The organism is Alloprevotella sp. OH1205_COT-284, from assembly GCF_003859795.1.
Taxonomy (GTDB): domain Bacteria; phylum Bacteroidota; class Bacteroidia; order Bacteroidales; family Bacteroidaceae; genus Alloprevotella.
Genome location: NZ_RQYI01000001.1, coordinates 106,452 through 130,512, shown reverse-complemented (window position 1 = coordinate 130,512; position 24,061 = coordinate 106,452). Strand labels below are relative to the sequence as shown.

General features: G+C 49.8%; 16 protein-coding genes. 1 reads left to right on the top strand and 15 read right to left on the bottom strand.

What is annotated here, in order from left to right:
• Window positions 1-2: 2 nt before the first annotated feature.
• The 4 genes from EII14_RS00500 to ilvA all read right to left on the bottom strand — a co-directional run bounded on the left by EII14_RS00500 (window position 3) and on the right by ilvA (window position 4,726).
• Window positions 3-1,106 (bottom strand): efflux RND transporter periplasmic adaptor subunit, encoded by a 1,104-nt coding sequence (locus EII14_RS00500; RefSeq protein WP_124930615.1) that lies wholly within the window; start codon window positions 1,104-1,106, stop codon window positions 3-5.
• Window positions 1,107-1,145: 39 nt separating this feature from the next.
• Window positions 1,146-2,483: a TolC family protein gene (locus EII14_RS00495; RefSeq protein ID WP_124930614.1), complete on the bottom strand. Its 1,338-nt coding sequence runs from the start codon at window positions 2,481-2,483 to the stop codon at window positions 1,146-1,148.
• Between the two features lie 22 nt (window positions 2,484-2,505).
• Window positions 2,506-2,865 (bottom strand): thioredoxin, encoded by a 360-nt coding sequence (gene trxA, locus EII14_RS00490; protein WP_124930613.1) that lies wholly within the window; start codon window positions 2,863-2,865, stop codon window positions 2,506-2,508.
• Between the two features lie 667 nt (window positions 2,866-3,532).
• A complete protein-coding gene (gene ilvA / locus EII14_RS00485; RefSeq protein ID WP_124930612.1) occupies window positions 3,533-4,726 on the bottom strand; it encodes a threonine ammonia-lyase in 1,194 nt (397 codons plus the stop codon).
• A gap of 556 nt (window positions 4,727-5,282) precedes the next feature.
• On the opposite strand from ilvA, the gene EII14_RS00480 reads away from it, so the two are divergent.
• Window positions 5,283-5,825 carry an RNA methyltransferase gene (locus EII14_RS00480; protein ID WP_124930611.1) on the top strand — a complete coding sequence of 181 codons (543 nt, stop codon included), beginning with the start codon at window positions 5,283-5,285 and terminating at the stop codon, window positions 5,823-5,825.
• A gap of 878 nt (window positions 5,826-6,703) precedes the next feature.
• Here the strand turns inward: EII14_RS00480 and gpmA are convergent.
• The 11 genes from gpmA to EII14_RS09420 form a co-directional block, all read right to left on the bottom strand.
• The gene (gpmA, locus tag EII14_RS00475) at window positions 6,704-7,447 is read right to left on the bottom strand and encodes a 2,3-diphosphoglycerate-dependent phosphoglycerate mutase (protein WP_124930610.1); all 744 of its coding nucleotides are present in this window, start codon (window positions 7,445-7,447) and stop codon (window positions 6,704-6,706) included.
• Between the two features lie 96 nt (window positions 7,448-7,543).
• The gene (gene purL, locus EII14_RS00470) at window positions 7,544-11,248 is read right to left on the bottom strand and encodes a phosphoribosylformylglycinamidine synthase (RefSeq protein ID WP_124930609.1); all 3,705 of its coding nucleotides are present in this window, start codon (window positions 11,246-11,248) and stop codon (window positions 7,544-7,546) included.
• Window positions 11,249-11,515: 267 nt separating this feature from the next.
• A complete protein-coding gene (locus EII14_RS00465; protein ID WP_124930608.1) occupies window positions 11,516-13,018 on the bottom strand; it encodes a hypothetical protein in 1,503 nt (500 codons plus the stop codon).
• 213 nt (window positions 13,019-13,231) lie between these two features.
• The gene (locus tag EII14_RS00460; protein WP_124930607.1) at window positions 13,232-14,890 is read right to left on the bottom strand and encodes a nucleoside kinase; all 1,659 of its coding nucleotides are present in this window, start codon (window positions 14,888-14,890) and stop codon (window positions 13,232-13,234) included.
• Between the two features lie 85 nt (window positions 14,891-14,975).
• Window positions 14,976-16,367 (bottom strand): C1 family peptidase, encoded by a 1,392-nt coding sequence (locus tag EII14_RS00455; protein WP_124930606.1) that lies wholly within the window; start codon window positions 16,365-16,367, stop codon window positions 14,976-14,978.
• A gap of 42 nt (window positions 16,368-16,409) precedes the next feature.
• On the bottom strand, window positions 16,410-17,456 hold the full coding sequence (locus tag EII14_RS00450; RefSeq protein WP_124930605.1) for an NAD(P)-dependent oxidoreductase: 1,047 nt from the start codon (window positions 17,454-17,456) through the stop codon (window positions 16,410-16,412).
• Window positions 17,457-17,563: 107 nt separating this feature from the next.
• Window positions 17,564-20,188, bottom strand: coding sequence for an outer membrane protein assembly factor (locus tag EII14_RS00445; protein WP_124930604.1), 2,625 nt, complete (start codon window positions 20,186-20,188; stop codon window positions 17,564-17,566).
• A gap of 21 nt (window positions 20,189-20,209) precedes the next feature.
• Entirely contained in the window at window positions 20,210-20,944 is a 735-nt protein-coding gene (locus EII14_RS00440; RefSeq protein WP_124930603.1) for an isoprenyl transferase, read from the bottom strand.
• A 3-nt stretch (window positions 20,945-20,947) separates the two neighbouring features.
• Window positions 20,948-21,784, bottom strand: a complete 837-nt coding sequence (locus EII14_RS00435; RefSeq protein ID WP_233569311.1) for a hypothetical protein — start codon at window positions 21,782-21,784, stop codon at window positions 20,948-20,950.
• Window positions 21,754-22,884: a DUF6242 domain-containing protein gene (locus EII14_RS00430; RefSeq protein ID WP_124930602.1), complete on the bottom strand. Its 1,131-nt coding sequence runs from the start codon at window positions 22,882-22,884 to the stop codon at window positions 21,754-21,756. The genes EII14_RS00435 and EII14_RS00430 overlap by 31 nt, the downstream gene beginning before the upstream one ends.
• Before the next feature lie 456 nt (window positions 22,885-23,340).
• Entirely contained in the window at window positions 23,341-23,565 is a 225-nt protein-coding gene (locus EII14_RS09420) for a hypothetical protein (RefSeq protein ID WP_124930601.1), read from the bottom strand.
• Window positions 23,566-24,061 lie beyond the last annotated feature (496 nt).

Sequence of the window (24,061 nt, the reverse complement as noted above, 5' to 3'; positions counted from 1 at the left end):
GTTCAGGATTTAGAAGAATTTTGAATGGTGATTTTTCGACCGTTATACAGTTTTCCTTCTCCGATTCGGATCACTTGTTCGTTGGCATTCAAACCTGCCAACACCTCCACTTTTTCTCCAGAGGTTTCACCCGTCCGAACCCAACGCAGCTGCGCACGGCCGTCGGTAGAAACCACGTAAAGGCCGGTGAGTTGGTTGCGGCGCACGAGCGATGTCGTTTCTACCCAAACCCCCTCTTTGTCCGAAGCGGCAGCCGCTACCGAGCCGCCGGGAATGCGGAGCGAAACATACATGCCGGGATGGAGATCCGTTTGATTGGAAACGATCGGAGTGACTTTAATTTGGTAGCCTCCGCCAGTCATCGAAGCCGAAGGAGAAAGTTCCGAAACGATGCCCTTCAACGTTCGGCCGGCGGCCTTGACGTCGGCGCGCAGCGTATCGCCCACTTTAACCCATTTCAAATAGTCTTCGGGCAGGGCGGCGGTGATGTTCACATCGCCCGTCTGTTCCACCACGAGGAGCGGATGTCCGGGATTGGCCATCGAACCGGCATCGACCATTTTTTGCGTCACCACTCCCGAAAAAGGAGCTTTTATGGCCGTATAGGCCATCATGGCTTTCACTTCTTGCAAACCTTGTCGTGCCATCTGCAATTTGGCCTGCATGGAGGTGTTGTTGAGTTCTACGTTTTCGAGTTCTTTGTCCGACACGCTTTTTTGGGCATGAAGCGCACGAAAACGCTGACGATCGCGCTCTGCATTGGCCGCTGCCGCCTGCGCTTCGGCCACCATGGCCTCAGCTTGCGATCGGCGTGCTTTGAGGTCTTCGCTATTGATGGTGAGCAATAACTGTCCGGCTTTTACGCGATCTCCCTGTTTCACATAAACACGTTCCACAAAACCCATGTGGCGTGTGCTGATCATGGCTGTTTGACGAGCCGTAACGGTTCCGCTGACAAAAAGATTGCCGTCGGCGGAAACGTCGGGACGATATGTTTCCACGCCAATCGGAGCTTCTTCCGAGGCAGAGGGTTTGGGATTTGAGGTGCAAGCCGACACGAGAAGCATCATGGGAACGGCAAGCCATAACTTTGCGAAAAGTTTCATAGATGTATGATGTATATGGAGTATTTTTGTTCTAACGATTTAATGAGATGAAGTGATCAGTTGGCGATAGTAGTGAGCAATGTTGTGTTGCATCACCGCTTGCGCCCTTCCGAGACGCTGTTGCGAAAGTTGCGCCTGTGCTTGCAACAGGTCGGTGGTCGAGGCCAATCCCTCGTCGAAACGATGACGAATGATGCGAAGGGCTTCTTCGGCCTGTGCCACACTCATGCCGTGCTTACGGATTTCAAAATCGGAAACAACAAGATCGCGCCGGTTCTTATCGACTTCCGTTCGGATCTGATCCGTTCGGTTTTTGAGTTCTTCGCGCATCTTTTCCGATTTCAAAAGGGCAGACCGGGTTTTGTGAATGTTTTGAGTGCCTTGAAACAAATTCCATGTGAGATTGATGCCCATCATGTAGGCTTCGTTTTTGAAAGCAAAGGGTTTTCCGTTGTTGAGTTGAAACGTTCCGAAAGCGTTCACCTTCGGTATGAAAGCCGATTGTGCCGAGCGCGCCATCCAATCCGTTGCCTCCGATGCTGCTTCGAGCGCACGCAAATCTGCCCGATGAGGCGAAAACACCAATTCGTCGGCCGAAGAAGCAAGCGGCATCAAACTGTCCGTAGCGTAAACCATTCCCTCCACTTGCTTTTCTCCCATCAGAAGTGCCAATCCCTCGGAAGCAGAAGTGATATTGCTTTCGGCATTGGCCAAAGCCGCCTCAATGGTATTGACCTGCACTTGGGCATTGAGCACGTCGCTTCGTTGCACCAAACCTTGTTTTTCAAAAGAGAGCACCGTTTCGTGTATGCGACGCACATCCGAAAGCGCAAGTTCGAGCACGGATTTCGCACAATGCGCAAATTGAAGTTGCGTGTAGGCTTTCTGCGTTTCAAAGCGAATGTACCGACGAGTGTATTCGGCCTTGTGAGCATTCACTTTCTCCATGGCTTTCGCACCCTTTCGTGCATAAATCATGTCGAGATTGAAAATCGGCATTTTCACATCGAGAGAAACATTGTAGAGATCCGCAGCCGAAGGGTGATTCAAAACCGCCGGATTGAAATCGGCTTGCGAAACATTGCGCTGTTGAAGCAAAAATCCGAACGCATTGAGCGGATTGTCCGTAACCATGGCCGTATATCCCAAAGATACTTGCGGCAAAAACACGGCATCCGTGCTGCGATGATCGGCCGCACTGATACGGCGTTCGATTTCCGACACTCTGATTTGCGCATTTCCTTTTTCTACGGCAACAAGGGCTTGTTCGAGCGTCAACGGCTCCACATGTTGTGCCGAAACGACAAGAGTGGACAGAAATCCAAAAATTCCTGTCCATAATCTTATCGAAAAAAGCTGATGAAAACAGATATTCATTGCAGATACGAGTAATACAACATTATTTCAACAAGAAAGAATCAACGGCATCTTTGAGTTGTCCGTAAGAAAGTGCTCCTTGTGCCTGTTGAGGATTTCCCTCGCGAGGAATGAACAACAAAGTGGGCACGGAACGTATGCCAAAAATCTGCGACAATTCGGCTTCCTGATCGACATCCACTTTGAGCACATCGATCTGACCGTCGTATTCCTGAGCGATTTTATCCAAGTTGGGAGACATCGCTTTGCAAGGGCCGCACCAAGAAGCGTAAAAATCTACAATGGCCGGACGACTGCCCTTAAACTTCCATTCGGAAGGATTGTTTACGTAGTCAAACACGTTTTCCAAAAAGTAAGCATTCGTAATTTCTTTTGCTTTCATAATCTATTGTTTTTAAGTTGTTTTTTTGCTTTGTATTTATTTATTTCCAAAGGAAACTTGTGCAAAGATAAAACAAATTTCTAAACTAACAAATTTCCAAAAGAAAATATATTAAACAGATTAAGTTTCAGATCCGTTTCTGAAATATCCACATGCAATAATTCAACCATTCGGTTTGATCGAAAAAAAACAACGAAACAATTCAAAAGCACTATAAATACAATGGAAAACAATTATTTCAACGAAATTTATTTTCCTGCAAAATATAATAATTTTAGAAAGGGTCGTTGTAAAAGAAAAAATCGTTTACGAATAGCGGAAACAGACATTTATTTTGCCTGTTTTTTCATAGAAAAACAACTTTTTATGCAGAAATATTTGTTTATATCAAAAGCAAATGCTATCTTTGCAGCGTCGTTAAATAATAGGGTAAAACAAATGCAATTATTCCTTTTAACGAATTGATTCAGATAGTTTTTTCATCTCTATATAAGTTCTGTGAGGGAATGTTTCGTCGGGAGACGATTCATTCCCATTTTTTTGCAAAAAAAGACAATCGTATAAGAAATCGCCGAGAGGCTGTGATCAACATCCTTCCGGCGATTTTTGAAAAGTTGGGTCTTAAAAACGTTTTGTCAAGCCCACCACAGGGCTGCCCGCATCTGCATCACAAAATGAGAAATCCGGCTGCCGTAATGGCTTTTTTGATTTGAACGATGTGTTCAAAGTTTCTTGTTTCGAGCACGATGCGGAGATTGCAGGAATTGACGTCCGGACTTTCGCCGTTGCGTTCGTGGTGAATGGAGATGATATTGGCCACTTCTTTGGCAATGACGCGCGTCAAACTCAACAAAGATCCGGGACGGTCGGGAAGTTCGATGAGCATTTCGGTAGTGCGTCCCCCTTTCATCAAACCTCTGTTGATCACACGCGAAAGAATGGTCACATCGATGTTTCCGCCGCTCACAATGCAACACACGTTGCTGCCTTCCAACGGAACCTTCTCAAACATGGCCGCCGCCACGCTCACCGCACCTGCCCCTTCGGCTATCAGCTTATGCCCCTCGATCAAGGCGAGAATAGCGGCACAGATTTCGTCTTCGGTCACGGTGACGATCTCATCGACATATTGCTGACAGAGATCGAAGGTGTGTTCGCCGGGCGATTTCACGGCGATGCCGTCGGCAATGGTAAGTATGCGTGGGAGCATTTCGATGTGCTCGCTCTCCCGGCTCATTTTCATGCAAGCCGCTCCTTCGGCTTCGACACCGATCACTCTGACCGACGGTTTCAGCGATTTTATAGAATAGGCCACTCCTGCCGCCAAACCGCCGCCGCCGATAGGTACGAAAACAGTGTCTATATCCGGATTTTCGTTTAAGATTTCCATGCCGATCGTGCCTTGTCCGGCAATGACTTGCTCGTCATCGAAAGGATGCACAAAAGTCATGCCCGTCGATTCCTGCAATTCTATCGCCCGACGGTAAGCATCATCGTAAACACCGGGCACCAAACAAATTTCGGCTCCCAGTTCGCGAGTAGCTTCCACCTTCGAGATGGGCGCGCCTTCGGGCATGCAGATGAGTGCCTTGATGCCCAACTGACGTGCAGCCAGCGCCACGCCTTGCGCATGATTGCCGGCCGAACAGGCTATGACACCGCGTTCTTTTTCTTCGGGTGTGAGTTGAGAAATTTTGAAACCTGCGCCGCGCACCTTAAAAGAACCCGTCACTTGAAGATTTTCGGGTTTTATCCATACCCGACAATGCGAATTGACTTTGTCGGTGGCGATGAGTTCGGTGTGTCTAACCACACGATTGAGCACGGTAGAGGCTTTGTAAACCAGATCGAGTGAAAGCATAACAATATGGGATATAGGTTTCTTCTGTGAAAAAGGAGGCTTTCAAAACAGCCGGCCGTCAATTTTTCAAAAGAAGACAATGATCAAACAGAAGTTGCAAAAATAATCATTTTATTTTTTCTACATGCCCATTTACGATTTCAAAAATGATTTTCCACAGCCCACATCAATAAAAACATATTTCTTTCTTTTTTCAAAAAAGATATTGTTTATAAGAAAACAGAAAGATACCTGTGGTTATTGATATAGATTGCGGAAAGTGTGGATAAATGGGGATATTGACGAATCAAACCTTTGTAAATCTTATTTTTAGGAAAGGTTTGAAGGTTGCGAAAAAACGGGTGTTTTTTGGTGGAAACGATCTGTAAAAACGGGCGAAAACGGTGGAGAATGAAAGTAGGTTGAAACGGATTGTCCGTAAAATGTTTTCCTCATCTTTTCAACAAGGTTTTCCTTGTGTTTTGCACAGGTTTTTCCACAACTTTTCCCGATGTTTTTTGTAGAGCTTTTGACCTGTCGGAATGAGAATATTGTCGAAAACGATTATCTTTGCACCATGAACGAAAAACTGAATGTGGAAGAAATGGGACGCATGGACGTCGCCGCTTTCAAAGCATCTGAAAAAATCCCCCTCATCATCGTGTTGGACAATGTGAGAAGTCTGTACAACGTGGGCAGTGTGTTTCGCACGGCCGATGCGTTCAGAATTTCCGAAGTTTGGCTCTGCGGCATCACTGCCACGCCTCCCAATGTTGAAATTCACAAAACGGCACTCGGAGCCGAAGATGCCGTGCAATGGAAGTATTTCGATCAAACGCTTCGCGCCGTAGAACAATTAAAGGCAGAAGGCTGTCAAGTCATTTCGATCGAACAGTGCAGAAATTCCGTGATGCTCCCCGATTTTGAACTTGATCCCAATCGGCGTTATGCCTTGGTGTTGGGAAATGAAGTGAAAGGTGTTTCGCAAGAAGTGGTCGATGCAAGCGATTTGGTCATAGAAATTCCGCAATATGGCACGAAGCATTCGATGAACGTGAGCGTCACGGCAGGTATCATGATGTGGGAAATGGTGCGGCAATGGAATTATTTTAAGCCTTAAAACAGCTTTTTATTTGTGGAGCGTTGAAATGTTTTAGAGCCTTCAAAAGGGCTTTAATTCTATCGGACAAGTCGGCCATCGTTTGCTTCGACGCCTCTTTTCTCTCTCCGGTGATTTCTTCGTGTATTTTCTCCGTGATAGACTCGAACGCATCTTTGGATTCGCATCAAACGTGTTTTTTGGGAAGAAGAATGGCACTTTATGCGGGCTTTCCTCTATGTTCATCTCGTAAAATTGTCGAAAAACATACACTGCGACGACCATTTCGCTGAAATTCAGTGATATAAAAGTGTATGTGGCAGCGTTCCAATATACATTGACAGAAGCTAAGACAATGATAAACAGACGAAAAGGAATGTAGACAGATTTTCCAAAAACCTACACTGCCTACATGATTTGGGGTTAGGACATCTGCACACCTTCTTGATGCAGTGTGTAGGTTTCGGCTACGAATGTAGTTAATTTTCCGTGTTGTCTACATTCGCAACGGATTATATATCTGTGACTTGGCAAGGGTAGTGTAGACAATGTAGACAAAAATAACAAAAAGTCTTGGTAGGGAGTGAAAGTTGCTTCTTTTACGAAGCATTGTCCATCCTCCTCTTCGGGTTGTCCGGATATACCTTAATGCTTCGAAACGCGTTTTACCTAAGGGGTAGTGAAAACGGAGTAACGAGTAGAAAAATCTATCACTGAGGCAGTATCCGCAACATGGGGAGGGCAGTGTATTTTTTAAGGGAGGATGATCAACATTATCCGGACGGCACTCTGTTGATCTGACGAACACAAAAATAAGGGGTCTTGACAAAAAAGAAAGAGTTTGACAAACCTGTCAAACTCTTTCTTCGTTTTTCAAATAGACTTGTGAGACCGTTGGCTTATTTCTTGCCTTGGTTGGCCACTGCGTCCATGAGTTTTTTTACTTCTTCGGGATCTCCGAGGAAATAGTCTTTCACGAAGTTCAAATCGTCGTCGAATTCAAACACGTAAGGAATGGCAGTGGGGAGGTTGAGGCTGATGATGTCTTCGTCGCTGATGCCTTTGAGATGTTTGATCACTCCGCGAAGGCTGTTGCCGTGAGCAACGACGAGGAGATCGTCTACTTTTTTCAACGTGGGGAAGATGACGGCCGTCCAATAGGGGAGGGTGCGTGCGATGCACTCTTTCAAAGATTCTGTGCGAGGCAGTTCGGCATCGGCAATTTCGGCATAGCGTGCTTCAAACTTGGCGTTGCGCTTGTCGTCTTCGGGAATGGCATTGGGAGCGATGTCGAAGCTGCGACGCCATACCAACACTTGTTCTTCACCATATTTGGCTGCGGTTTCGCTCTTGTTGAGGCCTTGGAGTTCGCCGTAGTGCTTTTCGTTGAGGCGCCAGCTTTTTTTCACGGGAATCCAGTCGGCGTCCATTTTGTCGAGCACGTTGTTCAGGGTTTTAATGGCGCGCTTCAAATAGGAAGTGTAGGCCATGCCGAAGTTGAAACCTTCTTTTTTCAATAGTTCTCCGGCTTTTTGGGCTTCGCCGATGCCTTTTTCGGTGAGATCCACATCTGTCCAACCGGTGAAGCGGTTTTCTTGATTCCACTGACTTTCTCCGTGACGGAGCAATACGATTCTTTTCATATCATTATTTATTGGGTTTGTCTTTTGACGAAGATGTTTTTATGCTGAGCAAAGATACAAAGATTTTCTGATGAAAAGTTCATTTCTGCATCGAAATCATGCTTTGTGTGCTTCAACCCATTGACGGGCATTGACGAAGGCTTCGAGCCAGGGAGTGCAATCTTGTGTGCGGCGTTCGGCCGGATAGTGTGGATTTTGCCACGGCAGGAAAGAGCGTTCCAAGTGGGGCATCATCGCCACGTGGCGACCGTCGGCACTGGCAATGCCGGCCACTCCGTAGGAAGAGCCGTTGGGGTTGGCGGGATAGCCGTCGTAGTTGTATTTGAGCACAACGTTGTAGGCTTCCTCTTCGAGAGGGAGGGAGAATTTGCCTTCTCCGTGAGCCACCCAGATGCCGAGACGATCGCCGGAGAGCGAACCGAAGAGCACGCTGCGATTGGTTTGGACGGTGACGCCCACGAAGCCGCTTTCAAACTTGTGGGAATCGTTGTGGAGCATTCGGGCGCGGCTTTGGTGTTCGGGGTTGATGAGGTTGAGTTCGACCATGAGCTGACAGCCGTTGCAGACACCGAGCGAGAGGGTGTCTTGGCGGGCATAGAAGCGGTCGAGAGCGGCTTTGGCTTTGGGGTTGTAGAGGAAGGCTCCTGCCCATCCCTTGGCCGAACCGAACACGTCGGAGTTGGAGAAACCGCCGCAGAACACGATCATGTTGATGTCGTCGAGGGTTTCACGACCGGAAACGAGGTCGGTCATGGTGACGTCTTTCACGTCGAAGCCCGCGAGGTGGAGCATGTAGGCCATTTCGCGCTCGCCGTTGGTGCCCTTTTCGCGGATGATGGCGGCACGGACGCCCGACGGCTCTCGGCGGTCGGGATTGATGCCGAGACTTTTGAACGTACCCTTGAATTGAGGGCGGAAGTTGAATTCGAGGGGTTGTTGCTTGTAGTTCTCGAAACGTTCGGCGGCTTTTCCGTTGAAGCTCTGGCGGGTGTCGAGCAGGTAGGAGGTGGAATACCACACTTCGCGCAAGTGGTCGATGCCGAAATGATATTGTGCGCCGTCTTTTTCAACGAGGATGTGGCGTTCTCCGGTGGGTTGTCCGAGAGCAGTGTAGGCAATGCCTTGGGTGTCCATGAGCGAACGGAAGGCTCCGTCGTTGCTTTTCGACACTTGAACCACGATACCGGGATTTTCGGCAAAGAGGATTTTGACGAGATCGGTGTCGGCAAAGCCGTCGAGCGAAATGTTGAGGCCGCCCTCGACGTTGGCAAAACACATTTCGAGCAGGCAGGTGAGCAAGCCGCCGGCACTGATGTCGTGACCGGAGAGGATGACACCTTCCTTGATGAGCTGCTGAACGGAGTTGAAAGCGTCGCGGAAATATTCGGGATTTTTGACGGTGGGCACGTCACTACCGATTTTGCCGAGGGTTTGGGCAAAGGCCGAACCGCCGAGATGCAGATTGTCGAACGAGAAGTCGATGTGGTAGAGGGTGGTGTCGGCATTGTTGTCGACAACGGGACGCACAACCTTGCGCACGTCGCTCACTTCTCCGCCTGCGCTGACGATGACCGTGCCCGGACTGATGATTTTTTCGCCGTCGGGATATTGTTGTGTCATCGACAGGGAGTCCTTGCCGGTGGGTACGTTGATTTGCAATGCGCAGCAGAAGTCGCTCAGGGCTTCGACGGCGGCATAGAAGCGGGCGTCTTCGCCCTTTTGGGAGCGACACGGCCACATCCAGTTGGCCGAGAGGCTGACGCTGTCGAGCCCGTCGGCAAGGGGAGCGAAGACGAGGTTGGTGAGGGCTTCGGAAACGGAAAGCACCGAGCCGGCGGCGGGATCGGCCAAACCGGCCTGAGGAGCATGGCCGATGGCGGTGGCAATGCCGGAGCGGCCGCGATAGTCGAGAGCCACTACGCCACAGTCGGCAAGGGGAAGTTGCAATTCGCCCTGCGTTTGCTGATGAGCCACTTTTCCGGTGACGGAACGATCGACTTTGTTGGTGAGCCAGTCCTTGCAGGCCACGGCTTCAAGACGGAGCACGTTTTGAATGTAGCCATCGAGGCGGGTCACGTCGTAGGCGGCGTTTTCGTATTTGCGCTCCACGGTTTCGTCGGTCATGATCGTTTTGGGCGAATGGCCGAACATTTGTGCCACGTCGAGGTCGAAGGGGCGGACGCCGTCGGCCTGACGGAATGCGAAATGAGCATCGCCCGTGGTTTGGCCGACCACATACATCGGGGCGCGTTCGCGTTCGGCGATGCGGCGCACGTGGTCGATGTGTTCTTCCTGAATGAGGAAACCCATGCGCTCCTGACTCTCGTTGGCTATGATTTCCTTGGCCGAGAGGGTAGGGTCGCCGATGGGAAGTTGGTTCATATCGATGATGCCGCCACATTCCTCGACGAGTTCGGAGAGGCAGTTGACGTGTCCGGCAGATCCGTGGTCGTGAATGGAAACGACGGGGTTCACCTCTTCTTCGCAAAGGGCGCGCACGAGATTGGCGGCACGCTTTTGCATTTCGGGGTTGGCGCGCTGAACGGCATTCAGCTCGATGCCCGACGAGTAGCGACCCGTGTCTACACTCGACACCGAACCGCCGCCCAAACCGATGCGATAGTTGTCGCCACCCACGACAACGACTTTGTTGCCTTTTTCGGGAGTGCCTTTGAGGCAGTCGCGCTTCGTGCCGTAGCCCACGCCGCCGGCGAGCATGATGACTTTGTCGTAGGCGTATTTTTCGTTGTTTTCGTTGTGTTCGAACGTGAGCACCGATCCGGTGATGAGCGGTTGTCCGAATTTGTTGCCGAAGTCGGAAGCTCCGTTGGAGGCTTTGGTGAGAATTTGTTGTGGCGTTTGGTAGAGCCATTCGCGTTCGGGCAGGGTGTTTTCCCATTCGCGTTCATCGTTTTCAAGACGAGGGTAGGCGGTCATGTAGACGGCCGTTCCGGCAATGGGCAGCGAACCGACGCCACCGCCCATGCGGTCGCGAATTTCACCGCCCGTGCCCGTCGAGGCTCCGTTGAAGGGTTCGACCGTGGTGGGGAAATTGTGGGTTTCGGCTTTGAGGGAAATCACGCTTTCGATGTCGCGAATGACGAAGAAATCGCTCGTGTCGTGGCGGACGGGTGCAAATTGCTCCACCACGGGGCCGGCACTGAACGCCACGTTGTCCTTATAGGCAGAAAGAATGCGATGAGGATTTTCGGCCGTTGTTTTTTTGATCATCGCAAAGAGAGAAGAGGGTTTCTCTTCGCCGTCGATGATGAAGGTTCCGCCGAAAATTTTGTGGCGACAGTGTTCTGAATTGAGTTGGGCAAATCCGAATACCTCGGAGTCGGTGAGCGAACGTCCCAACTGCTGTTCCACTCCGTGCAAATATTCTATTTCGGCCGGCGAGAGCGCAAGACCTTCCTGTTCGTTGTAGGTTTCGAGATCGGTGATGGTTTCGATCTTGGCCGGCCGGCGGTCAATGGTGAAGATCTCTTGGTCGAGACCGTCGTAGAGTCTTTGCAACATCGGGTCGTGGTCGGCGGATTCGCTTTCGACGGGGAAGAACTCTTCGATACGAGAAATACCGCTGAGATTCATGTTTTGTGTAATCTCAACGGCATTTGTACTCCAAGGGGTGATCATTTCACGACGCGGGCCGACAAACCGACCTTTCAAGACGGTGTTTTCTTCGAGCACGGCATCGCCGTAGAGCCAGCAAAGCTCCTTCACTTCTTCGGGCGAGAGATGATGATCGACACTCGTGGCGATGATGCTCTTCGCAGGGGTGCGGAAAAAGAAAATCATGGGAAAGGATATTTGAAAAATACTATTTTTTCGAGAGAAACACCGACCCGAAAACCGACTTGCGAAAGATAAGAGCCATCGGGCTATCGGGCGGAAACGGATCAGCCGTTGTTTTATAGGGCAAAGTTACGTATTTTTTTATGCTTCTCAAAGGTTGGATGTCTGTTTTGTCGAAAACCCGAAAATCCCAAAAATGAAACAGATCGCATTTGGCTTACAAGACAATGCGGAAAGAGGCAGGAGCGATGTTTTGCCGAACGAACGAGTTTATCGGATGTTTCGTGTTTTGTGACGTATTTCATGTTTCAACAAACTCCAAGAAAACAATAACGAAACAAGCAGGCAGGTCATGGCAGCGATATATTTCCAATGTGCCGGAAGAAACACCGCGCCAATGCCGGAGAGCAACAGCAAAAACTGTATGAAAGAGCGGCGCAGAGTGCCGCGATTGAACGAAAATCCGAAATGACGATGATAAGTGTGCCACACAACTCCCAAATAAAGGGCGTAGCTGGCCGAAAGTCCGAGACCGGATCCCATAAATCCGCCGTAGTAGAAACCCAAACCGACAAAACACACAAAAAATAACGAATAGCTTGCTTCCACAAGCAGATAACGATGACTGTCGGCATGTGCCAAAGCCAAATAGGCTATGGGCGTGCTGACGGCTTTGAAATACATATAAAGGCTTGCGGCAACGGCCATGGGAACGGCTGCCGTAAAGTCGCAAGTATAGAGCAATTGTACCAAAAAAGGCAGCAACATGCAAAAGAGAATGAGAAAAGGAGCCATGAGCAGCACCAAAACTTCGATCTGACGATTGACGACGATGTTTTGACGCACCACGTCGGTGGTGGCGGCCGAAAGGCGGGGATAGTAGTCGGCGTCCATGGACATCAATATCAAACGGGCATAAGAAACGGTCAGAGTGAAACCGGCGGCATAGATGCCCACGGTTTCCATACCGCTCAGGCCGACGCGTTCGGATATGCGAAACAACAACGACCGCACCAACACTTCACTACCGGCGGCGATAAACCCCGACAGCGCATAAGCCAATCCTAAACGCACCATGCGATAGCCACGGCGAAGAAAACGCCATGAAGTCAGACAAACGACATAGGGGACGCGGCGATGCGTGTGGTGTAATTGGAGAAGCAACGAGAAAAAAGAGGAAAGCAGCAGTGCGGGAATGATACCCTTCAACCCCCATTGCCAATAGAAAAAAACACAAATCAAAAGGGTGAGAAAAGCTCCGATGGTAGAAATAAAAGCTATGCTTCGCAAGCAGCGGAGACCTTTGAGAACAGCCATTTCGCCTCCCGAAATCGTACTAATGGAAACCAAAGGAGCAAGGGCGATGAAAGGGAGGGTATGCGAAAAACTCTCAAACATCAGATAAGACCACAGCGGAGAGAGTAAAGCCGTGAGTAAACCGCCCAAAAGGGCGGCAAGCATGATCCACGAACGTACCAAACGAACGTAGTGGGAGATGGCTGTTTCGTTGCCGATGTCGTAGAGACGTGAAATGTGTTGAACGGCACTAAACGCCACACCAAAATTGGTGGCCGAACCAATCATTTCGGCAGAACGGGCATAACTGTCGAGAAGTCCCATGCCGGCCGTTTTGAGAAATATGGCGGAAAACTTATTGCGCAAAACGGACAATAACACATATATCCCCTGCACACCTCCGAAAAGGCCGGTGTATTTCAATACACGACCCAAGTTGGCTTCGTTTTTCGGAGAGGAGGTTTTCGGCATCGACATGTCTGTAGAATGATAAAGACAGAGAGGGAAAAAGAGAATCTGTGTGTGTTAACACTTCATGACGAGTAGAGAAGAAGCAAAGAACTGTGGCGATTAAAAAAAGGAAAGAAACGGCGTATGGAGTTGTAAAATCATGACGGTCACATCGAGTATCGAAAAAGAGTTGTGTCAAAACAATCGTTTTGGCACAGCTCTTTTGATTTTTCGGCAAATCTAATGTTTAAAAACGCTGTGTCCCATAAATTCTCGCAACAAAGAGGTGGGAGGAACGGCCTCAATGGGCATAGGAGTGAAGTAGGTGATAAATTTGCGCAGGCGATAGGCTTCTGAATATTCGGCTGCACATTCGGGCACCATTTCCAATAATGGCAGGGCTTGTGCGCGCAAAGCCGCCAACTCATAGATGAGTGCGGTGTTGATCATCACGTCGGCTTGTTCTTGGAAAGGAAATATCCATTTCTCTTCACCGGCCGTGACAGAAGCACATCGACGAATAACTTCCTGAGGATGGTATCCCCGATACTTATAGTCGCGACAGATGCGGCGCAACAATCGGCTGTCGGTGGTGGGGATATAGTTGTGGTCGTCGAGCATGATGGTGGTCAGTGCCGAAGCATAGATTTTATATTTGTTTTCGGCCGGGATACATTCGCTCATGCGAGGGTTCAACGCATGATTTCCTTCGAGAATGAGAATGGTGTCGGGTTTTAGACGCAAGTTTTTTCCGCTCGGTCTGCTCTTGCCGGTCGGAAAGTCGAATACGGGCAATTCCACTTCTTCTCCATTGAGCAAACGACACATTTGATCGTTGAAAAGCGGAAGATTAACCGCTTCGATGTGTTCAAAATCATAATCACCTTTTTGGTCGAGAGGAGTGAGTTCTCGATCCACGAAATAATTGTCCATCGAAATGCTGACAGGCTTTTTCCCCGAGGCCATGAGCTGTACGCTCAGTCGTTTGGCAAAGGTTGTTTTTCCCGACGAAGAAGGCCCTGCAATCAGCACGACTTTGAGTTGTTCGTGTTCGGCGATATAGGTGGCGATTTGTGCAATTTTTTTTTCTTGCAATGCTTCTGCCACGTTCACCAAGTCGTTGGTGTAACCGGCTTTGATGGCTTGATTGAGTTCGCCCACCGTTGTGCAACCCAAGATGTCTTGCCAGCGATGCTGCTCTTGGAATATGCTGAATATCTTGCGCTGTTCTTTCATTGGTCGAAGCCGATCCGGATTTTCGGAGTCGGGGACACGGAGTAAGATGCCTTCGCCGAAACTCATCACGTCGAACAAACGCAACTGACTTGTGCGCAAAAGGAGCGATCCGTAAAAGTAATTGACCGTTCCGTCGAGGATATAATAATGAGTATAGAGATCGCCGATGCTTTCGAGGAGTTTCACCTTTTGCGTCAAACCTTGTGATCTAAACAGTTCGATGGCCTCTGTGGTGTGTGCCGTGACACGTCGGAAAGGCAAGTCGGCTCTGACGATGTTCAACATTTGTTCGCGCAGTCGATCCACCACTTCGGGCGTCACTCCTCCCTCGATGTCGAGCCGGCAATAGTAGCCGTTGCTGACAGGAGTTCCGATGCGAACTTCTCCACCGGGATAGAGATCGTAAACAGCCTTGTAGAGCACAAAAAAGAGGCTGCGAGTGTATGTGCGCAGGCCGGAGGGAGAGGTGAGATTGAGGTATTCGATGTCGCGAGAGTCATTCAGCGTATAGTGTAAACCTTCGACGCGGTTGTTCACCTTGCAGCTCGTCACGCAATGAGGTATCTGCAAATTAAGCAACTCATATACGTCTTCGAGCGTAGCTCCTTTCGGCACATCGTGATAGGCATTGGTGTTTTTGCAAAAAATGCGGATGCTTTTCATTGTAATCGGAATAAAGCAACACGATATGCACAATGCCTCCTCCTATTGTGGAAAGCGGCCTTGTGCATATCGCGGCTGAAAGTATTTACTCCTCGCCCTTAAACAAAGGATCCCAAGCGGGGAGAAGTGTGGGCTTTTGTTTGAGAAGTTCGAGCGTTTTTGCCGGAACATACTTCTTTTCTACGACAAGTCGGAACGTATACTCGTCAAACCATTTGTCGCTCATGATCAGATGACCGCCCACGCCGTTGGTCGGTCCCCATGAGTTTTCCACTTTCCATTTCTTGGCTTTTCCTTGCTCGTCGAGATCAACGGCACAAAGGGTCATGGCGTGGCTCGAAGCCGAAGCAAACGTTTGAATGCGTTCGGCTTTTGTCATCGGAAAATCTGTGTCGAACAATGTGGCGTAATCGTAGTTGTCAAGCGAGAGAATACCCGTCTTGCGGTTGTAAAACTTGCCGACATCGCACGAATAATACATCCGCACGCTGTCTTTGATGCTCGCGATGGCCATCTCCTTGATTTCTTCGATAGGGAGGTTGATATACGTCCAGTTGTGTCCGTCGTAGGCGTGGCGGTCAAGATCGATGGTATAAGTCTTGTGGAACGGTCGCGAGGGGTCGTTCATGAGCATGACATAGTTGTCGATCAGATTCCAACCCACAAATCGACGATAGAAAGAGAGCGGTGTGTATTTCTCCGTGCTGACGGGTCGGCCGTCGGCAGCACGCATCGTCCAAGTAAACTCTGTGGGCGGTTCTCCCAAACAAGCCACGAGAATACGATAAATCGTGCCGAGCATCTCGGTCTTGCGAGCTTCAAGTTTTTTGTCGCGTTCGCCGGAGGCATAAGCCTTGCGAAGCGTCAGACCATATTCTCGAAGTTTCAAACTGAGGATAGAAGCCATGCGCGAGGTGTTGTTGGCATTGTGGCTTTCGGGCATCACCTCAGCCGGCACAGCTCCGTATTTGCTCACCAAATCCTGCACGCCGGTAAATGTTCCTCCGTCGGAAATGGGATTTTTGAACAGCCACTCCACCTTCTGATCGCTCATGGGTTTTGCGGCGTTGTCGATGACGGATTGCAGAAAGAGGTTCGACTTTTCGAGTTGGTCATAGAAAGAGTTGTAACTGTGCGAGAAGTGAAACTCTTTGAGAGCTTCTTCTTTAATGATGTGTGCGCGCATCACGTTCAGCCCGGTGAAGAGCCAGCAACGTCCGCTCGAAGCCTGATCGGTGATTCCTTTTGAGGGAGCTTCGTTGGAAAAATAAGTATCGTTGTTTTCTGCCGTGTTTCTCATGGTGGCCACGGCGTCGATACCGTTCATGGTGAGGGCATTTTGCAACGCACGAGCTGAGGGCGATGAGCTTTGTTGTTTTCTGAACTTGGTCAGCATTTCGGCAGTGATGCTGCCTCGTTGCGCCTCTGCCGCTAAGGGTGCGGCCAAGAGGCAAAAAGCAAGAATTATTTTATTCATTGTGTAGAAAATGTTTTTTTTATAAAGTTCGTTGTGCCGGTATCAGAGCCAGCCCTCTTTCTTATACCAATCGACGGCAGCTTCTACGCCTCGTGCCAATGTCCATTGGGGCGTATATCCGAGTTCTTTCCGTGCCGGTTCGATGTCGCACTTCCAGTTGCGTTGTCGAAGAATGTGAAACTTGTCCATGTTCAAGGCCGACATCTTTCCCGTCAGTTTTGAGAGCCAAGTGTTGAGTTGGCAAACGATTTGCAAAAACCACACCGGAGCTGTGATGTGCAACACATTGCGCACCCCCATTTCCCGTTGCAACAAGTCGCTGAAAGCGCGGCTGTCGTAGGTTGCTCCGTCTGAAAGTAAATAAGCCCGTCCGCATTCGCCGCGGGTCAGAGCCAAGAAACATGCTTCGACAAGGTCGAGAACATAGATAAAAGTGATGGCCTGCGGCGTAAAACCGACTGCGAAGTCGATGTGTTTGCGAATGCTGTCGGCCATGAGAAAATAGTCGCGTTCGCGAGGGCCGTAAACACCTGTCGGACGAAGAATGATGTAGTCAAGATCTTCAACGTCGGCCAATCCTTTTTCTGCATCCAGTTTAGATCGGCCATAGGCCGTGTTGGGTTGAGGCGTGTCGGTTTCGGAAATCGGTCGATAGCGTTCAAATCCGGGCAGCGGTTTTCCTTTGTTGTCGAGCAGAGGCATGTCGCAGACGTTGCCCATGATAGAAAGCGAAGAAACGAATACAAATCTTCCGCGCAGCAATTTCAAATCCGAAAGCAAACGTGCCAATCGGATTGTTCCCTCGGTGTTGGTGTGGCGAAATGCAGCTTCGTCTTTGGCTTTTGTGGCTCCTGCGGCATGTATGACGTGGTCGAATGCTTCATGCTTTTCTTTGAACGCTTCGAGTTGCCGTCGCAATTTTTCGTCGCTTCCCAAATCGAGTTCGATAAATCGAATGCGCTGGTCTTGCAAGTAGCGACGCGAACTGCCCACGCGCAGAGCCGCCCACACTTCAAAACCTTGTTTCAAAGCATGTTCCACCAAAAAAGATCCGACAAAACCGGAAGCTCCCGTGATGAGGATTTTCATAGATTGTAATTGCTTTTTTGTGAACGAATCGTCTATTTTCGTTTTCTTGTTCGCCCTTTGAACGATGCACGGCGAAAAGGTCGGGAGATGCTCCGGGGGAACTTTGTTTAGAACTCTTGTCCCAATACGAAGTGGAATTGTCCTCCGCCGATCTTTTGACCGCCGTTGTTTCCGTATTTTTGGAAGCCATACGCCCAGTCGATACCCATCAATCCGATCATGGGCAGGAGGATGCGTACACCGACGCCGACGGATTTTTTGAGCTTGAAAGGATTCATTTTATAAACATCCGTCCAAGCATTTCCGCCTTCGGCAAAGGCAAGGGCATAGATCGAGGTTGAGTTTTCGAGCATGAGGGGATACCTCAATTCGAGCATAACTCTGGTGTAGGCATAAGCATTTTGGTAGTTGGCACCGGCAATCGAACCGTCGTCATATCCGCGCAAAGCCACGGTTTCGGTGGCAAATCCGGTGGAAAGTCCCGACATGCCGCTACCGCCCATGTAGTAAGTTTCAAAGGGCGATTTGCGGTGTTTGTTGTAGGCTCCCAATATGCCCATTTCGGCGCGAGTCATGAGCACGGGGCAGTGTTTGAAGCTCGAATTGAGTGCCGTATAGGTGCGGAACTTGAAGCTCCATTTGTAGTATTCGATCCAACGATATTTTTCCTGCGCTTCTTTTTCGTAGGTCGCACTGTTGCGATTTTCCGCCAGTCCTTTGTAGCTTTTTCCGTCAATCAGACTGTAAGGAGGTGTAGCCGTGAGCGAGAGTGAAAATTCCGAACCGCGTCGGGGGAAGAAAGGATGATCCGTGGAGTTGCGTGCAAGGGTGACGGAAGCGTTGATGTTGTTGCTATGTCCGTTGGAAATGAGGAAACCTTGCCAATTTTTGAGCATGTAGCGCGTGTATCCGATCGAGGCCATGAACGTGAAATAGTCGTCCGGCCAACGCAGGCGTTTTCCGAAACCTACGTTCAGTCCGAAGAGCTGTATGTATTTGTCGGGATCGTAGAAATTGCCGTAGTTGTAATAGCTCGAATTCGTACCATAGCCATACATCATGTTGTTCAGGCCATAGTTGTTGTAGAAGCTGGAATGGATGCCCGTTTGCTTCGAGAAGAAGGCCGAGAACGAGAATTGGTTGGGGCGTTTGCCGCCAAACCACGGATCGATGAATGAGAAAGAATAGCTATGGTAATAGCGTCCGTTGGTTTGTAGCGAAAGTTGCAGCGTCTGTCCGTCGCCTTGTGGAATGAATCCGGCTCGTTTATATCCGTCGCGTCCGAAGAGGTTTTGAATTGAGAAATTGGTGAATTTTAGGCTTGCACGTCCGGTGAGTCCCGTTTGTGCCCAACCGGCCGAAAGTTCCACTTGGTCGCCTCCTTTGGTGACGAGCGGATAGGTGATGTCTACCGTTCCCGACAAGCGGTCGGGACGGATGTTTTTGCCTATTTCGCTTTGCAACACTTCGGGGTCGAATTGGTTCATGCCGGCCAATTCGCGCACAGAGCGTTCGAGGGCATCCATCGAGAAGAGGTCGCCCGGTTTGGTGCGCAGTTCGCGGCGAATGACGTGGTCATACACGCGGTCGTTTCCGGAGATGCGGATGCGGTTGTAGGTAGCCTGTCTGCCCTCGGTGATGCGCATTTCGAGGTCTACGCTGTCTTTGTCCACGTTTACTTCGACGGGGTCGAGCGAGTAGAACACATAGCCGTTGTTGTAGTATTGCTTTCCGATTGCGTCTTCGTCGCCCGACAATCGTTTTTGCAACAAAGTTTGGTTGTACAGATCCCCCTTGCCCATTTTGAGCCAAGCCGATAGCATGTCGGAAGAGTAGACCGTGTTGCCCGCCCATTTGATGTCGCGGATGTAGTATTTTTGTCCTTGGTGGAGGTGGATGTAAACGTCCACGTGTTTGGCGTCGTAGGGCACGACCGAGTCGGCCACAATGAGGGCATCACGATATCCCCATGAGTTCATTTTATCGATGAGATATCCCTTGTCTTCTTCATATTTGTCGGCAAGGAACTTCTTCGAGTTAAACCACTTTTTGAGCGTACTTCGGTCGTTGGTTTTCTTCATCGCGTTTTTGAGCGATTTGACGCGGTCTTTGTCAACGCCGGTGATGTATATTTTGTGGACGCGTATTTTGTCTTTTTTCTTCACATTGACATCGACCATCATTTTGTTGTCGGCCGTGATGTCTTCTCGTTGCACGATGTCGACCTCTGCATTTTTATAGCCTTTCTCCTCAAAGTATTTGACGATGCGGCGTTTTGCACGATCCACCAAGTTGGGGGTGATCTGATTGCCCGTTTTCAGAGGAATGCGCGCTTCGATCTCCTCTCGTTCCGATTTTTTCATTCCGTTGAATCTGATCGACGAGATGCGGGGTTGCGCGGTGAGTTTGATGTGCAGATAGATTTTGTTGCCCACGATGCTGTCGGCCTCTATCTTTACGTTGGAGAAAAGTCCTTGTTTCCAATAGTTGCGAACGGCCTGTGTGATGTCGCTTCCCGGAATTTGATAGGTTTTGCCCACTTCAAGACCGGAAATGTTGATGAGCAGTTCGTCGTCATACCCTTTCAGCCCATCGACAGCGATGCCCCCCAACTCGTATTTTGAAGGGCGCGCAGAATAGACGATGTCGGGCGAGACGAAGGTTTGTGCTCCGGCGGCCGATGCCATGATCCAAGACACGACAAGGAGAAAAGAGAAATGCAGATATTTCATAAGAAAAATTTGTAGGGCGTATTAGGCCTTTTCGGTCACTTGTTCTGAGGTTTTTCCGAATCGTCGTTCGCGATTTTGGTAGTCGGCAATGGCTTGCTTCAAGCAGTCGGGATTGAAATCCGGCCAGAAGGTGTCGGTGAAATAAAGTTCGCTGTAAGCCGATTGCCAAAGCAGATAGTTGCTCAAACGACATTCACCTCCCGTTCTGATGAGCAATTCGGGATCGGGCATGAAGTGGGTGGCGAGTGTTTCCGAAATGGCGTTTTCGTCGATTTCTTCGGGTTTTATTTCGCCCTTCGCGGCTTTGGCGGCCAAGGTGCGCACGGCTTCGGTGATTTCCCATTTCGAGGAGTAGGACAATGCCAGCACCATCGTCATTCCGGTGTTTCGGGCAGTGTTGTTTTCGCAGCGTTCGAGGGATTTCCTCACAAAATCGGGCAATCGTCCTCGGTCGCCGATGACGCGCATCCGGACGTTGTTTTTCATAAACAACTCTTCCTCCAAACTCTCGATGATCAAAGCCATGAGGGCTTCCACTTCGGGGGCGGGACGGTTCCAGTTTTCGGTCGAAAAGGTGTAGAGGGTCAGATATTTCACCCCCAAGTCAGAGGCTGCTTCGGTGATGTTGCGCACCGTGGCAGCTCCTTCCTGATGTCCCATTGTTCGGTCGAGTCCGCGGGCTTTTGCCCAGCGTCCGTTGCCGTCCATGATGATGGCAATGTGTCGGGGTATGCGGTGAGGGTCGAGTTCGATCATTTTTTATTCTGCTTTGTGGCACGCCGGACAGCGTGGTGAGAAGTCGTAGGTGAGCGTAATCATCGTTTGCCCATAGTGGTCTTTGTTGCGAAACATATCGCTTTTGATGCCGGCCGGATAGGCAAGTCCTTCGAGGCGATCCGACAAGGTAAAATGAAACGTCCAATCGAGTGCCAAATTCAGGCGCGGTCGAAGTTTGTATTTCAAACCGAAGCCGATAGGCACGTTGGGCGTGAAGGCTTTTCCGATGTCGCCGTATGTCAGACCGAGACCGAATTGCATGAAAGGCACGAGGCGTCGATAGCCTTGATAGCCTCGGTGATAGCCGTAGGGGAGAAAGTGGACTTCGTAGACGGTGGAGAGATCCGCCCAACCGCCGTCGAATCGGTGTGCAACCCGATCGGTGGTGATTTGGTCGAACTGCGACGGATAGAAGCCCTTCATCGTCGAGGCATCGCCTCGTGTGAAGTTGTAGGTGAGCATGGTTTTGACGGCCATGCGGGGGTTGAGCACGAAGCGCAACAAGGCTCCGCCCGAAAAGTTGGAGCCGCCGTAGAACGAGGAGTTGACATCGTTGAGCATGAAATTCGTGCCCAACGTGCCCCCGATTTCTTTGGTGTAATACTCTTCGTCTTGCGCCCTCAGCGGAAGGGCAATCCCTATCATCAGCGCCGAGATGCAGATACAAAGAGAAAGAAGAGGTTTCATAAATACGCTTCGGTTAGTCGGATCTTCACGGCAAAGTCGGCCGCTGTCGTCGGTGGTCGGATCGTCGTCTGCCGTTCGGCCGTGTTTTTGTGTCGGCTTGTTCAGAAAAAGATGTGTTTCACCTTTTTCCACTGCAATCTGTTGATCGTGCCGCTCCACACCGTGTCTTGTCCGATGCGCAGCCACACGTTGTTGTGTTCATCGACAGTGGCTTTCAAAGCCGACACTTCGGCGGCTTCAAACGGCAAGCGGAATGTGTCGTGGTGTTTCCACGTGCGACCGCGATCGCGACTGAAACGCATCACCAACCGCTGCCCGGCATCAACGCCGATCAACAGCAAACCATCGTCGAAGGGCAGCAGGCAGGGCATGTTCAAGGCCGGCGCGCCCAGCGGATTTTCTGCGGTGACGGGGTAGTATGTCCAGCTGAAATCATAAGTTCCGCTCAGGTCTACATGGCGTTTCCAAATGCGGCTCTCGCCGTTTTGCGTGCCATACATCACTACCTCTTCCAGCTTTCCGTCTTTGCGCATGGGCAACCCCACTCCCACCACTCCCGTCGTGGGGAGAAATGGAGTGTCGGCGGCATCGCAGGCATCTTCCTGCCAGTCGAGGCCGTTGGCGGAGCGATATATTTTTCCGTTTTCGATTTTGAATTTCAGTGTCGAAGCAGCAAACTTTCCTGCTTGGACGTCGGCAAAATGACGTGCATCCCAATCGGCCGCGCTCCGGCGACTCCATTTCGCGCTGTCGCCCTCTTCGCGGTGAACACGCAGCTCTATGGTGTAGGTGCGTTTTGAAATGCCGTCTTCTCCGTGAATGGTGAGTCGGCGCGGCTGCGAGAAGTCTATCGAGTCGGTCAGCGAAATGATGGTGTCGCGTCCCGTTGCGAGCGATTGCAGGGTGGCTCCTCCTCTTACGGACAAAGCCGACAACACCACCCGCTTCACGTTGGTGTTGAAGGGGAGAGAGTCGGCATTGTAAATGGTGTTGTTGTGTTGGTCGATCGTCAGCTCATAGAGTCTGCCCGGCACGTTTTGCACATAAACGCTGTCTTTCTTTCCGTCGGCAGTGCGTGTTTTGATCTCTCGGTGCAGCTTTCCCAGTTTGATTTGGGTCACCACACAATCGTTGGAAACGACGATTTCGGTTTGGTTGTCGGACAGACAAGCCGTGAAGAGGCATCCGAAAACGACGGACAGAAGAGGGATAGCGGTCAGTGTTTTGAGCATAAGGAGATTTGTTTTGAGAACAAGCCTTGTCGGTGACGGATCACCGTGCCGGCATCTGTCGGGCTTCGTTTGAAGCATGACCGAACCGCGTATTCGCACCTCTGAAACGACAATGAGGCACAATACGGGCATGATAATTCACTTTGCAAAATTAAAAAGACTTTTTTCAAGAGAAAAACAAAAGCTTGTTTTTTCGCCCTTTTTTAAGTTTATATATGATTTTTCTCCGCCCCTCCGATCCCTCCCTCTGTTTGAGGATTGTGCTCTGCGAGAGTGGCCGAAAAACATAGTCTTTGTGTGCGAAACTGTGCGGTTTTTCGACCTCCGCAACCGGCTTTCTCGGTCTTCTTTCCTTTTTCGGCAAAGAGGATTTCTTCGTTGTTCCGTCGCGCTTTCTTTCACCTTGTCGTGTTTTCCGTTTCCGATGAAACCGCCCTTTTCGGCCGTTTTCTTACCCTATATTTTATTTTTTGCCGTTTTGCTTCCGCTAAAATGGGTATCGATTTGATTTTTAGTGTGTTTGGTGCGAAGGCAAAGCGAAGGCAAACGTTCGATGGTTTTTTCAACCGTCTGAAAATCATTGGTCTTACGGTGAAGGCAAAATTCTCTTCTCCCTTCACCTGCTTTCACCTGTTGGCGCGAAAAATGCCCTTTTTCAAAAAAGTGAAGGCAAAAAATCAATTTAAGAATATGATTTACAGGGATTTACAAATCCGTTTTTTATTTTGCTTTCACTTGCCTTCGCAAACATTGAGTTGATATTCAGCGTTTTACGCCTTTTAGCGGAAGCAGTGAAGGCAAAAAACTATGTTATGGTATACGCGCGCGTGCACGAAAGGCTATTCCGAACTCCCCGTTTTTGAAGGAAGTAGTTTTCACAAACTAAGAGATAGAATTGTCTGCCTCAGAGGCCGTTTTTTTTAGCTCTGAGGTAGTGACGTCCGGCCGTTCCGCCGGTGTTCGGGCGGCAGGCGTATGGCGACATCTATTTCTTTTTTTGATGAGAGAAGTTTTTGTAGGAATTGCAATGGGGGCTTTTATCTTTTTGTCGGTGTGATGCCGGTTGATGAGAGTTTGGGCTTTTCGTTTTTCGAGAGAATATTGTGAAATCATCAGACAAGCCGGAATGGGCGGCACAAAAAACATGGCTCGTTCTCCGGATTTATCGTTGTGTTCA

Bases quoted from the DNA above. Each gene is read 5' to 3' on its own strand.
- EII14_RS00460 (WP_124930607.1), bottom strand. From the start codon at position 14,890: ATGAAAAGCATCCGCATTTTTTGCAAAAACACCAATGCCTATCACGAT.
- EII14_RS00450 (WP_124930605.1), bottom strand. From the start codon at position 17,456: ATGAAAATCCTCATCACGGGAGCTTCCGGTTTTGTCGGATCTTTTTTG.
- gpmA (WP_124930610.1), bottom strand. From the start codon at position 7,447: ATGAAAAGAATCGTATTGCTCCGTCACGGAGAAAGTCAGTGGAATCAA.
- EII14_RS00430 (WP_124930602.1), bottom strand. From the start codon at position 22,884: ATGCTCAAAACACTGACCGCTATCCCTCTTCTGTCCGTCGTTTTCGGA.
- purL (WP_124930609.1), bottom strand. From the start codon at position 11,248: ATGATTTTCTTTTTCCGCACCCCTGCGAAGAGCATCATCGCCACGAGT.
- ilvA (WP_124930612.1), bottom strand. From the start codon at position 4,726: ATGCTTTCACTCGATCTGGTTTACAAAGCCTCTACCGTGCTCAATCGT.
- EII14_RS00495 (WP_124930614.1), bottom strand. From the start codon at position 2,483: ATGAATATCTGTTTTCATCAGCTTTTTTCGATAAGATTATGGACAGGA.
- EII14_RS00445 (WP_124930604.1), bottom strand. From the start codon at position 20,188: ATGAAATATCTGCATTTCTCTTTTCTCCTTGTCGTGTCTTGGATCATG.
- EII14_RS00465 (WP_124930608.1), bottom strand. From the start codon at position 13,018: ATGTCGATGCCGAAAACCTCCTCTCCGAAAAACGAAGCCAACTTGGGT.
- EII14_RS00455 (WP_124930606.1), bottom strand. From the start codon at position 16,367: ATGAATAAAATAATTCTTGCTTTTTGCCTCTTGGCCGCACCCTTAGCG.
- trxA (WP_124930613.1), bottom strand. From the start codon at position 2,865: ATGAAAGCAAAAGAAATTACGAATGCTTACTTTTTGGAAAACGTGTTT.
- EII14_RS00480 (WP_124930611.1), top strand. From the start codon at position 5,283: ATGAACGAAAAACTGAATGTGGAAGAAATGGGACGCATGGACGTCGCC.
- EII14_RS00500 (WP_124930615.1), bottom strand. From the start codon at position 1,106: ATGAAACTTTTCGCAAAGTTATGGCTTGCCGTTCCCATGATGCTTCTC.
- EII14_RS00440 (WP_124930603.1), bottom strand. From the start codon at position 20,944: ATGATCGAACTCGACCCTCACCGCATACCCCGACACATTGCCATCATC.